Annotated in this window: 20 protein-coding genes and 3 tRNA genes; 14 read left to right on the top strand and 9 right to left on the bottom strand. The window is 67.0% G+C overall.

All coding sequences use genetic code 11. The annotated features are described in order from the left end of the window. Positions 1-168: 168 nt before the first annotated feature. On the bottom strand, positions 169-1,452 hold the full coding sequence (gene murA / locus FQ137_RS14440; RefSeq protein ID WP_149293336.1) for a UDP-N-acetylglucosamine 1-carboxyvinyltransferase: 1,284 nt from the start codon (positions 1,450-1,452) through the stop codon (positions 169-171). Between the two features lie 70 nt (positions 1,453-1,522). Here murA and FQ137_RS14445 point away from each other — a divergent pair, with 70 nt between their 5' ends. Continuing rightward, positions 1,523-2,098 carry a cob(I)yrinic acid a,c-diamide adenosyltransferase gene (locus FQ137_RS14445; protein WP_149293337.1) on the top strand — a complete coding sequence of 192 codons (576 nt, stop codon included), beginning with the start codon at positions 1,523-1,525 and terminating at the stop codon, positions 2,096-2,098. A gap of 79 nt (positions 2,099-2,177) precedes the next feature. Here the strand turns inward: FQ137_RS14445 and FQ137_RS14450 are convergent, their stop codons facing one another. The 8 genes from FQ137_RS14450 to FQ137_RS14485 all read right to left on the bottom strand — a co-directional run bounded on the left by FQ137_RS14450 (position 2,178) and on the right by FQ137_RS14485 (position 9,588). Continuing rightward, the gene (locus FQ137_RS14450; RefSeq protein WP_149293338.1) at positions 2,178-3,062 is read right to left on the bottom strand and encodes a LuxR C-terminal-related transcriptional regulator; all 885 of its coding nucleotides are present in this window, start codon (positions 3,060-3,062) and stop codon (positions 2,178-2,180) included. 184 nt (positions 3,063-3,246) lie between these two features. Then, positions 3,247-4,467, bottom strand: a complete 1,221-nt coding sequence (locus tag FQ137_RS14455; protein WP_149293339.1) for a GTP-binding protein — start codon at positions 4,465-4,467, stop codon at positions 3,247-3,249. Next, positions 4,455-5,240 (bottom strand): enoyl-CoA hydratase, encoded by a 786-nt coding sequence (locus FQ137_RS14460; RefSeq protein WP_149293340.1) that lies wholly within the window; start codon positions 5,238-5,240, stop codon positions 4,455-4,457. The genes FQ137_RS14455 and FQ137_RS14460 overlap by 13 nt, the downstream gene beginning before the upstream one ends. A gap of 85 nt (positions 5,241-5,325) precedes the next feature. After that, on the bottom strand, positions 5,326-8,568 hold the full coding sequence (locus FQ137_RS14465) for an arabinosyltransferase domain-containing protein (protein ID WP_149293341.1): 3,243 nt from the start codon (positions 8,566-8,568) through the stop codon (positions 5,326-5,328). A gap of 88 nt (positions 8,569-8,656) precedes the next feature. Continuing rightward, positions 8,657-8,730, bottom strand: a tRNA-Phe gene (locus FQ137_RS14470). A gap of 48 nt (positions 8,731-8,778) precedes the next feature. Next, a tRNA-Asp gene (locus tag FQ137_RS14475) sits at positions 8,779-8,855 on the bottom strand. Positions 8,856-9,094: 239 nt separating this feature from the next. After that, positions 9,095-9,167: transfer RNA gene (locus tag FQ137_RS14480), tRNA-Glu, on the bottom strand. Positions 9,168-9,282: 115 nt separating this feature from the next. Further along, positions 9,283-9,588, bottom strand: coding sequence for a helix-turn-helix domain-containing protein (locus FQ137_RS14485; RefSeq protein ID WP_149293342.1), 306 nt, complete (start codon positions 9,586-9,588; stop codon positions 9,283-9,285). Between the two features lie 107 nt (positions 9,589-9,695). Between FQ137_RS14485 and FQ137_RS14490 the strand changes: the two genes are divergently transcribed. From FQ137_RS14490 to FQ137_RS14545, 13 genes are all read left to right on the top strand, one after another. Next, a complete protein-coding gene (locus tag FQ137_RS14490) occupies positions 9,696-9,884 on the top strand; it encodes a helix-turn-helix domain-containing protein (protein WP_149293343.1) in 189 nt (62 codons plus the stop codon). Between the two features lie 62 nt (positions 9,885-9,946). Beyond that, a complete protein-coding gene (locus tag FQ137_RS14495; protein WP_149293344.1) occupies positions 9,947-10,261 on the top strand; it encodes a hypothetical protein in 315 nt (104 codons plus the stop codon). Next, the gene (locus FQ137_RS14500) at positions 10,261-10,467 is read left to right on the top strand and encodes a hypothetical protein (RefSeq protein WP_149293345.1); all 207 of its coding nucleotides are present in this window, start codon (positions 10,261-10,263) and stop codon (positions 10,465-10,467) included. Before FQ137_RS14495 ends, FQ137_RS14500 begins: the two co-directional genes overlap by 1 nt. Next, positions 10,464-10,778, top strand: a complete 315-nt coding sequence (locus FQ137_RS14505) for a helix-turn-helix transcriptional regulator (RefSeq protein WP_149293346.1) — start codon at positions 10,464-10,466, stop codon at positions 10,776-10,778. Before FQ137_RS14500 ends, FQ137_RS14505 begins: the two co-directional genes overlap by 4 nt. Further along, entirely contained in the window at positions 10,775-11,047 is a 273-nt protein-coding gene (locus tag FQ137_RS14510; RefSeq protein WP_149293347.1) for a hypothetical protein, read from the top strand. The genes FQ137_RS14505 and FQ137_RS14510 overlap by 4 nt, the downstream gene beginning before the upstream one ends. Beyond that, positions 11,044-11,277 (top strand): hypothetical protein, encoded by a 234-nt coding sequence (locus FQ137_RS14515; protein ID WP_149293348.1) that lies wholly within the window; start codon positions 11,044-11,046, stop codon positions 11,275-11,277. The genes FQ137_RS14510 and FQ137_RS14515 overlap by 4 nt, the downstream gene beginning before the upstream one ends. Further along, complete coding sequence (locus tag FQ137_RS14520) at positions 11,274-11,522, top strand: hypothetical protein (protein ID WP_149293349.1); 249 nt, start codon at positions 11,274-11,276, stop codon at positions 11,520-11,522. The genes FQ137_RS14515 and FQ137_RS14520 overlap by 4 nt, the downstream gene beginning before the upstream one ends. Beyond that, positions 11,519-11,704 carry a hypothetical protein gene (locus FQ137_RS14525; RefSeq protein ID WP_149293350.1) on the top strand — a complete coding sequence of 62 codons (186 nt, stop codon included), beginning with the start codon at positions 11,519-11,521 and terminating at the stop codon, positions 11,702-11,704. Before FQ137_RS14520 ends, FQ137_RS14525 begins: the two co-directional genes overlap by 4 nt. Further along, positions 11,701-12,186 carry a hypothetical protein gene (locus tag FQ137_RS14530; RefSeq protein ID WP_149293351.1) on the top strand — a complete coding sequence of 162 codons (486 nt, stop codon included), beginning with the start codon at positions 11,701-11,703 and terminating at the stop codon, positions 12,184-12,186. The genes FQ137_RS14525 and FQ137_RS14530 overlap by 4 nt, the downstream gene beginning before the upstream one ends. Then, the gene (locus FQ137_RS14535) at positions 12,179-12,739 is read left to right on the top strand and encodes a hypothetical protein (protein ID WP_149293352.1); all 561 of its coding nucleotides are present in this window, start codon (positions 12,179-12,181) and stop codon (positions 12,737-12,739) included. Before FQ137_RS14530 ends, FQ137_RS14535 begins: the two co-directional genes overlap by 8 nt. Then, positions 12,736-13,095 (top strand): hypothetical protein, encoded by a 360-nt coding sequence (locus FQ137_RS14540; RefSeq protein WP_149293353.1) that lies wholly within the window; start codon positions 12,736-12,738, stop codon positions 13,093-13,095. Before FQ137_RS14535 ends, FQ137_RS14540 begins: the two co-directional genes overlap by 4 nt. Positions 13,096-13,319: 224 nt before the next feature. Further along, the gene (locus FQ137_RS15615) at positions 13,320-13,442 is read left to right on the top strand and encodes a hypothetical protein (RefSeq protein ID WP_255584394.1); all 123 of its coding nucleotides are present in this window, start codon (positions 13,320-13,322) and stop codon (positions 13,440-13,442) included. Then, positions 13,439-14,257, top strand: coding sequence for a hypothetical protein (locus FQ137_RS14545; protein WP_149293354.1), 819 nt, complete (start codon positions 13,439-13,441; stop codon positions 14,255-14,257). The genes FQ137_RS15615 and FQ137_RS14545 overlap by 4 nt, the downstream gene beginning before the upstream one ends. The last annotated feature ends 38 nt before the right edge of the window (positions 14,258-14,295 follow it).

The raw sequence follows: 14,295 nt of genomic DNA on the forward strand, positions 1-14,295 counted from the left end.
ACCCTCGCCTCTCGGCTCCGGCCCGCTCCCTGGCGGCTCCGATAAAGTTACACGGACCGCGACGAAACTACTAATCGCCAGGTCAGACACCCAATCCCGCCACGACCACCACCCAACAGCCCCCACAACCACAAGCTCCGCGCCGGCACGCACCCAGCGGTCCGTGCTTCACCGATTGGTGGGGACTCGTTCAATCTCACCGCCGAGCGCCCGCACGTTGCCCACGAAGTCGGAGTAACCGCGATCTATGTGGAAGATTTCGCAGACCTCGGTCACGTCGTCTGCGCACATGCCCGCCAACACAAGACCTGCGCCAGCGCGGATATCGCTTGCCCAGACGGTCGCCGAGTCCAAGCGTTCCCGGCCGACGATCTTGGCGTGGTGCCCGTCCGTCTCCGCATTCACACCCATGCGCACCATCTCCTCCACGAACCGGAAGCGCGCCTCGAAGAGGTTCTCTGTCACCACCGACATCCCTTGGGAGACCGAGGCGAGCGCGATCGCCATCGGCTGGAGGTCCGTGGGGAATCCGGGGAAGGGCAGGGTCCGGATGTCGCGGGCCCGCGGGCGGCCGTCCTGGGAGATACGGATCCAGTCGGGACCGGTCTCCACGTGTGCGCCCACTGCGCGCAAATTCTCCAGCACCACGTGAATGAACATGGGGTCGATTCCGGTGACGGTGACGTCGCCCCGGGTCATGACGGCCCCCATGGCCCAGGTGGCGGCGACGATCCGGTCCCCGATGACCCGGTGACTGACCGGGGTCAGTCCGTCTACGCCGCGGATGGTGATCGTGCTCGTTCCGGCACCGCTGATTTGCGCACCCATCTCATTGAGCAGGTCGCAGATGTCCACAATCTCCGGCTCGCGGGCTGCATTCTTTAGGACCGAGGTGCCCTCCGCCAGCACGGCTGCGGTCACGAACGTCTCGGTGGCGCCGACCGACGGGAAGCTCAGCTCGTAGTCCGCCCCCCTGAGTTCGGTGGCCTCGGCGACCAACCGGCCGTGGTCCATGTGGGTGCGCGCGCCGAGCCGGTTGAGTCCGTTCTGGTGCCAGTTGAGTGGGCGGCTACCGATGGCATCGCCACCGGGCATGGCGAGGACCGCACGGTGGTGGCGTCCGACCAGTGGACCGAGGATGCACACGGATGCGCGCAGACGCTGTGCCGCCTTGTCATCGGCCACGTGCCCCAACTCGGCTGGAGTGTCGATCACGACGGTATCGCCGGAGATCTCGACCGTGCACCCGAGATGGCGCAGGACATCGGCCATCGCCGGCACATCGGAGATGGCCGGGCAGTTGGTCAGAGTCGTCCGCCCCTCGGCCATGAGTGCCACGGCCATCAGCTTCAGCACGCTGTTCTTGGCACCGGCAACGGAGATCTCGCCTGACAGTCGGGTGCCGCCTCGGACGAGGAAGCTCTCCTCGCGGGATGTGGGATTAGCGCTCACGGTCCCACCCTAGGTGAGACGGGGGAAGGATCCGAGGAACGGCGGCCCTCCGCAGCGTAGGTTGGCTGTTATGGCTGTTCATCTGACCAAGATCTATACCCGGACCGGCGACGACGGGTCCACGGGCCTGTCGGATTTCTCGCGCGTCAGCAAGAACGACCCGCGGCTGGTCGCGTATGCGGACTGCGACGAGGCCAACGCCGCGATCGGCGTGGCCGTGACCCTCGGCGGGTTGGACGACCGTGTCGTCGCTGTTCTGCGGACCGTGCAGAACGACCTGTTCGATGCCGGAGCCGACCTGTCTACGCCGGTGGTCGAGAATCCGAAGTACCCGCCCCTACGGATCGAGCAGTCCTACATCGACCGGCTCGAGGGCTGGATCGACGAGTTCAACGCCGAGGTACCGGACCTCACATCGTTCATCCTGCCCGGCGGGACACCTGGGGGCGCGTACCTTCACGTCGCGCGCACGGTTACCCGTCGCGCGGAGCGCTCGGCGTGGGCGGCCGTGGAGTCCAATTCGGAGACGACCTCGGTCCTTCCCGCGAAGTACCTCAACCGGTTGTCGGATCTGCTGTTCGTCCTGGGTCGCGTCGCGAACCCGGAGGGCGACGTCCTGTGGGTGCCCGGCGGCGAGCGCGGCTGAGCCGAGGCCACGGGCTGGCGGCCTCGCCGGCGCGCACCCGGGGCGGCGAGATCAAGGCGGCGTGATCAAGGCGGCGCAATCAGGGCAGCGCGCCCATGCGGCGCGCTGCGTTGACCGCCTCGAAACGGGTGTGCGCGTCGAGTTTCCGCATCACCGACCGCAGATAGCTCTTCACCGTCTCGGCGCCGATCCCCATGTCGGCGGCGGTCTCGATGTTGGTCTTGCCCTGCGCGACGCAGGCCAGCACGTCCAGCTCGCGGCGGGACAGCCGCGCGGTGGGCATCTCGGGCGGCGGGGAGACCATCTCAGCGCAGATGCGTTCGAGCTCGGCGCGCACGTCCGGATCCTCGGTGCGTGACGCGAGCATCCGCAGGCGGGCGTGCGTCTCGCGCATCCGCTCGTTGGACAGCACGTCGTCCCACCGGCCCTCGCCGGAGCCGGGTCCGACCGGGGCGGCGCCCCGGGCCGCCAACGCGTCGTTGACAGCAATCTCCTGTTCCAACGCACGGGCGGTCGCCGCCATCTGGTTGAGGACCTTCTCCCCGAACCGGACCGAAGAGTGGACGCCGGCGTAGATCACCGCGCGGACGTCCTTGCCCACCACCACGGGGATCGCCGCCATCGACCGCAGGCCCTCGGAGAGTACCGGGAGGTCGTACTCGTGGGTGATGACACCGGCCCGCGGGTAATCGGCAACGCCGACCGGTTTGCCGGTCGCCATGACCCGCCCGCCGACGCCGGCCCCGTAGTGGACCTTGAGATCCTTCATCGCCGAGGTCCGCATGCCGAGGGACTCGGACAGGACGAGCGTGTGGCCCTCACCGACGACACCACCGATCGTCACGGGGATCCCCGTGGCCTCGCGCAGCGCCGCGATCGCACTGCGCACCGAGGCGAGGTCGCGCTTACGTCGCTGGGCGTCCCCGGCGCCGTTCGAGCCGCGGCCCGTACTGTCCTCGTCCACGAGGTCTCCTCCCTCGTCTGTGCGGCCCCCCCCCACCGCAGTAGGTAGGCCCCCCCTGCCGGTGCGGCACTCCGCCATCGTCAGCGCCACTATACGCACGTGGACGGGGTGACGCCGAACCGAAACATGAGAAAGCCGTCAGGTCATCGGGGGTACCGGTTGCCGCTTCATCCCCACGAGACGGTCAGGGAGTGAAAGCTGGATCGAATGCCTCGGGATCCTCGGGATCCGCCAGCATCGCGGCGGCCCCGGTGACGGGCGCCGCGCGCTGCTCGTCATAGATCCACTCCTCGACATCGCTGGAGTCCGGGTCGCCGATCAGGTACGGGTGCAAGCCCAACTCCGCGGTCGCGTCCACCGTCTCCCCGGCGACCAGAACGACCTCGTCGAGGAAGCCGGCCACCTCGTCGTCGTCCATCGCCACGCCGATCACCACCAGGCCCTCCGGCCCCTCTCCCCCCGCGCGCAGTTCCAACCGGCGGCCCACCAGGGCCACCTCGTAGCGACGGGGGCCGTCCGCGGTGGCCATGGTCAGTGTGCCCTTGGCGCGGTACGCGCCGGTCGGCGGTGCGGAGACCGCGGCGAGGAAGCGACGCGGATGGAGGTGTCCGGCGGGCGTCACGGTGACCGCCGTGTAGCCGTCGTGGAGGTGTTCGTGGAGGTGTTCGTGGCCGCCGTGCGAGTGGCCGCCGTGTGCGTGGTCGCCGTGTGAGTGGCCGCCGCCGTCTGCGGTGGGCGCACTGTCGGGCGCCATGTCGAGTAGCAACCCGGCCGGGACCGCGGCGCGGACCGCCGGCACTACAGCCACGCGCGGGGCGTGGGCGCGAATCGTCGCGCGGAGCTCCCCGAACCGCTCGCGGGTGACAAGGTCGCACTTGTTGACGACGACGAGGTCGGCCTCCGCCAGGTGCGCCGCCAGTCCCGGGTGCCTAGCCATGGCGTCGTCGAGGCCCTCGGCGTCGACGACCTGGACCATCCCGGCGTGGCGCGCCACGTCGCGAGGGACGTCGTGGACCATCCGCGACAGGACCGGCGGCTCGGCGAGCCCACTGGCCTCGATGACCGCCAGATCCAGGCTCAGCTCCGGGTCGGCGAGTGTGGTCAGGGTCTCGCTGAGCTCACTGGCGTCGATCTCGCAGCACACGCAGCCATTGGCCAGCGAGACCATGGAGTCCACGCGGCCGGCCACGGCGGTGGCGTCCACGTCGATCTCGCCGAAGTCGTTGACGATCGCCGCGATGCGCAGGCCCGGCGTGCCGGACAGCAGGTGGTTGAGCAGCGTGGTCTTTCCGGCACCCAAGTAGCCGGTCAGGACGAGCACAGGCAGGGGCTCGCCGGGGGCGCGGTGGGCGCCCGCGGCCCCGGCGAGGTGCCCGTGCTTCTGCCTCTGGCTCAGCGGCGCCACTCGGGCCTGCGCTTCTCCGCGAACGCCGACATGCCCTCGGTCTGGTCCTCGGTGGCGAACAGCGCGTAGAAGGCGTTCTGCTCGGCGAGCAGTCCCTCCTCGAGGGTCGTCTCGAAGGAGCGGTTGACGGCCTGCTTCGCGACGATGGCGGTGGTCTTGCTCATGGAGGCGATCTTGTCGGCGACCTTCATGGCCTCGTCGAGCAGTTCGGCCGCGGGAACGACGCGGGCGACCAAGCCGGAGCGCTCGGCTTCCTCGGCGTCCATCTGGCGGCCTGTCAGGCACAGGTCCATGGCCTTGGCCTTGCCGACGGCGCGGGTGAGGCGCTGTGAACCGCCCATACCCGGGATGACGCCGAGGGTGATCTCGGGCTGGCCGAACTTGGCGTTATCGCCGGCGATGATCATGTCGCACATCATTGCCAGCTCGCAGCCGCCGCCCAAGGCGAAACCGGACACTGCGGCGATGATCGGCGTGCGTGCGGTGGTGAGGCGCTTCCAGTCGTGGAAGAAGCGCTCAAGGTAGATCCCCGGGTAGGTCTTGTCCTTCATCTCCTTGATGTCGGCGCCGGCCGCGAAGGCCTTCTCCGAACCGGTGATGACGATGCAACCGACCCCGGGCTCGCCGTCCAGTGCCTCAACCGCCTCGACGACCTCCTTTTCCATGGCACTGCTCAGCGCGTTAAGTGCCTTGGGGCGGTTGAGCGTGATGACCGCGACGCGGTCCTTCTGCTCCACCAGGATGTTCTCGAACTGCTTCTCCGTCACGGACATGCGTGTCTCCAGTCTGTCGTCGCCAGGGTCCTGAACGCTGTTACTTGGAAGTCCTTGTAAAAGCGTCGGGACCGATGCTAGCCGGTCAGCGGGCGAGCGGCCCGCCGTTCCACAGTCCCGACCGTACGGCCTCCCCGTGCTCGACTGTCGCCTCGCGCGCCTCCGGCACGAGCGGGGTGTACCGCACGAGCGATCCCCAGTCCCGGTCCCAGTCGTGCTCGAGGTAGGTCGGCACCGTCTCGCCCTTGAGCAGCAGCTCGATGAACCCGAGTGGCCCGCCGCCGTCCCACGCCTGCCACGTATTGGTGGAACTCACCGCCAGCCCGCGATCGGGCAGGACGCGATATTCGGGCAGTTCATGGATGCCGGCGTATTCCTCGAACGGGCGCAGGCAGGGGGTGTGGAACGCCACTGCCCAGTCGGGCAGGACCGGGGTCGTGTCGCCCACCAGGTCCTGCATCGTGATCAGCTCGGGCATGCGAGGCGGGGTGATCGCGATCCACCGCGACGGGTCCGGGTCGAGGTCGCGCACGACCAGCCGGATCGCGGTGGTCTCGGCGGGCAGCGTGTCCACCGGGACGCGCAGGTTGCGCCAGGACGGGGCGGGCCCGATGTCGATGGGCAGCACCGAGCCCGCCACCTCGAACTTGCCGCCGCCGGTGGAGTACTCCACCTGCACCGCGTCGCGGGCGATGGACCCGGCCACCCCGATCGTGATGAGCGGGTTCTGTTCGGACCGCTCGGGCAGCGGGTACCAGTCGGTCGTCGTCTCTGCGTTGAGCTGCGCGCCGAACTGGTGGCTACCGAGGACCGGCACCCGGGCCGGGTCGAGGCCAAACGGGAGGACGGAGTGGCTGCCGTTGATTCCCTCGCCTGCGCGCACACCGCCCTCCGTCCCGGCGGTCGTCGAGGTGGTGTCGGAGCCCTCGCCCGTACCGGGCGTGTCTGTCTCTACCGCCTGGGTGGCGGTGAGGTCGGTGGGGATCCCGTCGGGTGCGAACTTGACCGCTTCGCCCCCGGCCTCGAGCTGGTTCCGGGGCTCGCCGACCGGGGCGAGCAGTCCGGCGTTGGCGTCGGGCTCGACGAGGACCGCGTCCGCGATCCCGCAGGGCTTGCCCGAAAGCGCGCGGAGATTCTGCAGGCCCACCGAATAGGCGGGGTACTGGTTACGGACCGCTGCGGCCATCGAGGCGACGATGACGACGACGACGAGGGCCGCCGCCAGCCCGAGAGGGGCATGTGAGACCTCGCGCGCGAACCGGAGCAGGGGCCCGCGGTCGTCCCCGGGCCGCGCCGGCCCGGTCCGCGTGATGAACGGCTCCCGGTAGTGCAGGAACAGCGCGGCAAGAAGCGCGAGGACCATCAGCGCGAAGAACACCGAGTACAGGGTCACCCCGGCGATCGTGGGCTGGGTGCCTCCCCAGGGGATTCCGTAGATGGAGATGTACCACCAGCCGTTGGTGGAGGTGAAGCTCAGAGCGAGCACAAACAGGACGGCGGCCAGGAAGAGCATGCGGTTTCGTAGCGACCTGGTCGCAGCCGGGAGGACGGCCATGGTCACCAGCGCTGCCAGCGCCGCGCCGATGGTGGCGAACGCGCCGAAGTGGTGGGTCCACTTGGTCGGGTTGAGTGCCATGAACGCGATGGAGATGGCGGCCAAACCCACGATGCGGCGGGCGGGCCCACCAGACACCCCGGGGATTCGCCCCTTGCGGAAGAGGATCGCCGCACAGGTGATGAGGGACAGCAGCATGGCGAGCACCGCGAAGCGGCGGGCCAGGGACCCATCCGGGGTGGGGTTCATCAGCCACCCGTAGCGCCACACCTCCTCATACCAGCTGCCGGCGGGGCCGACGTCCCCGAGCAGCGCGGAGGACTGCAGCGTGGTGACCAGGGGCTGGTCGAGGAAGATCAGGTGCAGCACGCCCAGGCCGGCAGCCAGCAGCGGCGCGACGGTGGGCACCCATCCGTCCCGCCTCGCTCGCCGGATCACCAGCAGCAGCAGCGGCCGCGACGCGGCGATGATGACGGCGATGCAGAACGTGCCCGTCGGCGCAGCGGACAGGGTGAGTCCGCCGATGATGAACCCGGTCGCGGCCGGCAGCAGTCGGCCCGTTGCGAGCGCCCGCTCGAGCGAAACCCAGGTCGCCAGGACGCCGAACGCGATGATCGGTTCGGGCCGCAGGCCGTTGTTGTAGGTGAGCCAGAACGCGAGGAAGACCGCGGCGGTGCTCCACCTCACTGCCGGGGCGCCGCGGGCGGCGATGCCCAACCTCGGGATCACTTCCCGGGACAGCAGGATCCACGAGGCGATGCCCAGGAGCAACGCGGGTAGTCGTAGCCAGATGCTACCGAGCGAGACGGCGCTCATCGCGGTGTACAGGTAGTAGGGCATCCCGAACGGCGCGTACGGGGCGCCGTAATAGCGGAACACCTCCGGCATGTAGCCGCTCGAGACGGCAGCGCGGGCCTCGGTGAGGATGTAGCCGTCGTCTGCGGTGTTGGCCCCGATGACGTGCCACACCAGGAGAGTCACGACGACCAGTAGGTCCAGCGGTCGCGGTTTCCACCAGCCCGGCGGGAGGATGCGACGCGCGACCCGCCCGTCGCGCAGGTCGAGCCGGTGCAGGGCGACGAGCGCGACGATGATCGTGAGGATGCCCAAAACGATCGCGATCTGCTTGATCGCGGTCGCCTGGGTGGTGTAGCGCGAGTCGACCGTGATGTTCACGGCCATGCCCTCCGGTACCGCGCCCTTGAGGTCGGTGAACACGCCGACCACCTGCGGGCGCAGGTCCTGGTCGATGCGGCCCCCGACGCCCTGCCCGTCGACATTGAGACCGACGAACTCGGCACCGGTCGACCCGGAGTCGGCCGTGACGTGGATCGTCGAGCACGCCCCTGCCCCGGCGACAGCGTCGGTGGGCGCGGAAGCAACGAGCGCGTTGCGGCTGCGGACCTCCACGTTGGGGCCGGCCACGGATACCACGAGAGCGCGGGCAGCTGAATTCTCCCCCGCTTGGCGGGGCGCGGTCGACACGAGCACTCCGTCCTCACGACCCTGCTCGCGCAGTTGTCGGACGGCCGAGCACGGCACGTCCAAGGTGAGATCGAGTGGGTAATACGCGACGAGCGGAGCCGTGACCGGGTCGAGTGTGCCTGCCTCGGGCCAACTGATGCTCGTGGTGGTCTGGGTGACCGGCAGCAGCGGCACGATGATCGCCAGGAGGACGGCGACGAGCCCGCTGACCGCGGCGACGATCCCCCACCGAGGCCCGGCCTGGGACTTCTGTGGCACGTCGGAGACCTCGGGGGCAGTCGATGGCATGGCGTCCACGCTATAACGAAGGGCGGAGGATCCCCGAAACGACGAACGCGCCGGAGGAGTGTTCCCTCCGGCGCGTTCGTCACCGTTGTGGCCAGGGCCGGGATCGAACCGGCGACCTTCCGCTTTTCAGGCGGACGCTCGTACCAACTGAGCTACCTGGCCATAAGACCACCGGCGCATCCGGTGAACACCGAATGCGCCGGTTGTCTCTGGCGACCCTGACGGGACTCGAACCCGCGACCTCCGCCGTGACAGGGCGGCGCGCTAACCAACTGCGCCACAGGGCCGTGCTCTTCGCACGAGAAAGAACATTAGTAGACGCCCCGACCATAACGCAAATCAGCAGGCAATCGGCGACATCCGTGCAGCTCAACGACACTTTGATGGCGCGCCCGCCCGGCTCGACTCGAGTCCTACCTGCACGAAGTCGACGGAGCCTCCATCGGAATCCGGACCACCCGCCCGCCGGGACCACAAATGCGCGAGATCCCGGCCACCTGCTGGTGGCCGGGATCTCGGATGTGCGTACCCCCTACGGGATTCGAACCCGCGCTGCCGGCGTGAAAGGCCGGTGTCCTAGGCCGCTAAACGAAGGGGGCCTGCGCCACGTCCGGGGTGCCCCGGTCCGCAGCGGAGTCCAGTGTAGGGCACCGACTGCCGGGCGGTTAAACCAGCCACGGACACGGACGGTATCGTGACCAACGCCCCTATAGCTCAGTTGGTAGAGCTACGGACTTTTAATCCATAGTCCGTGTTTTCTTCGCCCCCGCCGCCTCCGGTGGGGGTTTTTCCTGTTTCGAGCCAGGTGGCGTTGACGCCAGTCATGAGGGCGATCTGCATGATCTGGTGCCGCTTCGGTGGGACTCCATCGTCGCGGCACCACCTACTTATGGTGCCGCGGCTGAGTTCGAAGTAGTCCATGAGGTCTGTCTGCTTGAGGCCGGCGGCGTCGATTGCCATCTGGATGCGCCATCCGAGGGTGAGTTCCGGGACGCCGTTGGGCTGGATGCTGTGTGTCATAGACACAGTATGTGGCACGTGTCCGACGTGGGTCAAGTATTACATTGATGAAAGTTTATCCGGCGTGTCGCTTGACCGACGTGATGCAATGCACCATAGTGATCCACATGACACCCACGGAACTGCTCACAAGCACCCAAGCGGGCGTCATTCTCGGAAAGTCCAGCCGCACCGTGATCCGACTCATCGAAGCCGGAGCAATCACACCCCTCGGAAAACTCAACGGACCCAACGGCCCGTACGTGCTCACCAGGACCGCGGTCGAGGACTACGCCGAGAAGACACTCGCCGCATAAAAAACGCCCGCCACCAGCGGCAACTGGTGACGGGCAACGAATCCCCACGAAAGGAATCTGAGATGCACTCTACAGCATCCAGCGCAGGACAACACCTGCGAGACGAGGGCACCGCCCGCGTCATCGAAAACTCCCCCGCCGACTACCGGGCCGCAGCCATCGCCGCAGTGGACCTACTCATCGCTACCAGGCGCGCATTCACCGCCGACGAGGTACACGACCTCATCCCCAACGACCTGACCCCGCATTCCCCGAACGTGGTGCCGGCGATCATCGGTTCCCGCGCCCGCACCGGGCAGATCGTGTCGATGGGTCGCGCGAGGACGAATCGCGCGTCTCGGCACGCGTCGAAGAACCAGGTGTGGAGGGCCGCGTGATGAGCAAGAAGTACATGCGTTCCCCGGTGAAGGGTGACTGGGTTGTCGCTCTCCGTCTGCATCACGGGCGCCCGGTCGACATCCCGGAGGGCCGGGAGGAACGGCGTTGGCTGGCCGAATATCTGATGGATGTTCATGGCTGGTCGGTGACTCAGGCGGCGGACAGGTTGGGTTTCCGCACGCTGGATCTGGCGGTGGCGGCATGAACCCCGACATCGAGTTCGCCCGCGAGATGAAGGTTGCGATGGACGCGCTGGGGATAACCCAGGCCGAATGCGCGCAGCTACTCACCGACGCAGGGCTGCCGCACATCTACCACACCACGGTCTCGAAGATGCTGGCAGGTTCTAGGCCATTCCGGCTGAGTGAGGCCGTTGTCATCGCCCGCACGCTCGGTCTGGACATCGGCAGATTGTACGGCGCACCGGTCTGGTCGTCGCGGGAACGTCTGATCGAAAACCACCTACGTGTGGCGCTGGCGCTGCTGGCAGACAACAGCGAGCGGGTGTCGGCATGAGTATCGACCCGTACACCGATATGGCCCGCTGGCTTGACATGGATGCCCGCGCTGAGGCGATGCTGCGGCATCCCGCCGGTAAGGGGCTCGTGTCTGCTGATGTGCAGGCGGCGATGGATGACGAGGCGTGCCGGTTGGCGTCTTCCAACTGGAATCCGGTCTCGTTCTGGCGCCAGGTGGGAAACGTCATCGGCATCGTCGCCGTGTTTGTGCTCATCGTGTGCGGGCCGGCGTTGGTGGCTGACGTGGTGGCGGGGTGGTCGTGGTGAACCCGCTGGACAGGTACGCGGTCCCGGACTCGGAGTTTTCTGACGCCGAGTGGGACGCAGCGGAAGAAGCGTTGCGTGAGGAACGCCGCGAGCTGGACTGGACCGAAGCGCAGATTGATTCCGCGTTGGCTGACGGCTGGTTGATCGCGGAGAAGTGCGACGTGCTCCGTCAGGACCGCATCTCGGTGTGGGCGGATGAGGAACGCGCCCGACGCAAGGAGTTCTGGTGACTCCCCCGAATCTCCCCGTGGGGGCCTGTGGGGATGCGGCCCCCACGGGTGACGTACTGAGCGAAGTTGCCCGTGCCCGCGGTGTGTTGCAGGTCGAAGCCGAGACGCTACGCCAGGAACGCGACGAACTTGCCCGAACCATCGAAGTGATGCTGTCCGCACTGGCCGGTGGCGCCCAGTGGGAGATCGACACCGCCCGACATCTCGCCGGACAGGCACTCGCCTATCTCAAGGACTACCAATGATCCCCACTGAGGCGCTGGTCATCGACAGGGACTCCGACATCTGGTCGTGGGTCGATGGCCGCTGGTACTGCGTCACCCAACCAGACACCCACGGTTCCACCGAGTCCGAGCTGCTGGCCGAATGTGGCCCGCTCGATGTGCTCGTGTGGCGCAACCGAATCCACGCAAAGGAAACGCAATGAGCATTCAAGAGTTGGGCCGACGCCTAGCTGTGCTGGATTGGATGGCCCGCAAGATCAAGGGCCAGCAGTCCACCGATAAGGAGGCTTACCAGGACGAGAAGGTGTCCCGCGGCACGGACTACATCGTTGATGACGCTGGCCGGGAGATCGGGTCGTTGCAGGTGGCTCGTGGACGCAAGTCCGTGTCTGTAGCCATTGATGACGAGGCTGCTGCTCTCGAGTGGGCGGTGGACAACTTCGGTGAAACGGTTATCGGGCTGTCCTCGGCTGGCCGTTCGTCGGTGATTGAGGCGGCGAAGCGGGGAACCCAGGTTCCTGGCGTCACTGTGACGGAAACGGTTGGTGCCCCGACTGTGCGGTGGGTGCCGCATAAGCCGGATCACGAGGACGGTGGGGCTGACGCTCTGGTGGAGTCAATGCTTTCCCGCGGGATCCTGTCGCTAGACGATGCCCTCGCTATTGAGGGGGGCGACCGTGGCTGAGTTCAAGGGACCCCTGGACTACATAGACGTCGCACAACGCCTAGTGGAGTTTCGCCGGCAGTATCCCGAAGGGTCGATGCAGCAAGTCAAGTACGAGCTGCTGGTGGTGAACAACAAGTCGTTCATCGTCTACACGGCTGCCGCGTACCGCACCCCGGATGATCCTCGTCCTGGTATCGGGACGGCGTGGGAGCCAGTGCCGGGGCCTACCCAGTTCACCCGCGACTCGGAGATGCAGAACGCGGAGACTGCGGCGTGGGGTCGGGCGATTGTGGCCGCGTTGGCGGGCGACACGAAGAAGGGTGTCGCGTCGGCTGAAGAGGTTCGTAATCGGCAGATGACTCCGTTGCAGCGGTCGAAGCAGAACTTGTTGGATCTGTTGGCCGCGTATGAGGTTGATGCTGCGGCGTTTACGGCGTGGAAGCTGACTCCGCAGGGTGGCGGGGTGAATCTTCGGGTCGTTAATGATCCGAAGGTTGTGGATCGCGTGATTGCTGATTTTGAGGCTGATCCTGTGGCGGTTCGTGAGGCTGTCGCGGAGGTGGCGTCGTGACCGACGTACTTAACCCGGTGCAGATCGAGCAGTCGATCCGTGACGTGTCGAACCGTATGTCCAAGGGCGTCACTGTCTGCTCTGAACGGTACGGGCTGTTCCTCGAGGCTGAGCACGCGCATGATCTGGCGTTCGCCCGCGCATACATGGCGCACGAGGGGGCGGCTCACGAGAAGAAGTATGCGGCGACTCTGGCGACTGCTGGTGAGCGTGCCGCTAGGGATGCGGCGGATGTGGCTTACCGGCATGCGGATCGTACGGCTCGTGCGTTGGATGCGGAGTTGCGTGCGTGGCAGTCGATTGGGGCGTCTGTCCGGTCGATGTATTCGGTTGCCGGGAGGGGTGAGGGGGCGTGAGCGTGTCAGCGTTTTCCCCGGTGGTGCGTGCTCGTGTGATGGCCCGGTGTGGTGGTTTCTGTGAGATCCGTGCAGCGGGTTGTTGGGACGAGGCAGCACAGCTCCATCACCGTCGTCCCCGCGGCATGGGTGGGTCCCGGTCCGTACTCACTGGGAGTGCAGCGAACGCGGCAGCTACTTGTGTCCAGTGCCATGCGTGGGTCGAGTCGCACCGGGAGGTGGCGATGGAGCGCGGCTGGATAGTCCGGCAGGGCTCGGATCCGCGCGAGATCCCCGTCTACAGGTATCGGCGGTGGGTGTTGCTGGATGACGAGGGCGGCATCACCCCGGCAGGAGTCGCATCGTGAGCTATCGAAAGGAACTACAGATGTCGCTCGAGTTGCAGCCGTGCGGCACCAACGCCGCATACCAGAGGCACATGAAAGCCGGCGAGCAGCCGTGCGAGCCATGCGTGTTGGCGAACCGTGAGCAGAGCCGCGCCAGCTATAAGCCGAAGAAGCTGGACACCTCCGACTTGCAGCCGTGCGGCACCCGCGCCGCATACCAACGCCATGTGAGGGCAGGCGAGCAGCCGTGCGATGCGTGCCTGGAGGCGAACCGTGAACGGAATCGTGCCCGCTATAAGCCGAAGCCGCGGGACACGTCCAAGTTGAAGCCGTGTGGCACTCAGGCCGCGTACAAGCGGCACAGGGCTGCCGGTGAGGAACCGTGCGATGCGTGCAAGAAGGCGAATCGTGACGCGTTCAGGGCTCGTCGTGAGGCGTTGCGGAAGAAGTCGCCGGCGTTGAAGCCGTGCGGCACTCATGCCGCCTATCAGCGTCACTTGAAGGCTGGGGAGCAGCCGTGTGAGCCGTGCAGGCAGGGGTACCGGGATTACATGAAGGAGTACCTACGCAAGAAGGCGGAGAAGGCGAAGAACGCCGCACTGCCTGTTGTTGCGCCGGAGAACGCGCACAAGGCCCCTTGCACGGATCCGAGGAACGGTTACATCTGGGATCCGCGTGCTGACGGCGAGGGGCCAGGTGTGGTGGAGGCCCGGTGGCGGCGTGCCGCTTTCCTGTGTGTGTCGGAGTGCCCGGTGGTTGCTCATTGTCGTGAGTCGCGGGCTTTGGCTGGTGGCGATGGTGTGTGGGCTGGACGGATCCCGGAGCGTGTGTCGTGAACAGCTTCATGGAGAAGTCGGTGATCCCGGCGGCTCGT

The organism is Dietzia sp. ANT_WB102 (assembly GCF_008369165.1).
Lineage (GTDB): Bacteria > Actinomycetota > Actinomycetes > Mycobacteriales > Mycobacteriaceae > Dietzia.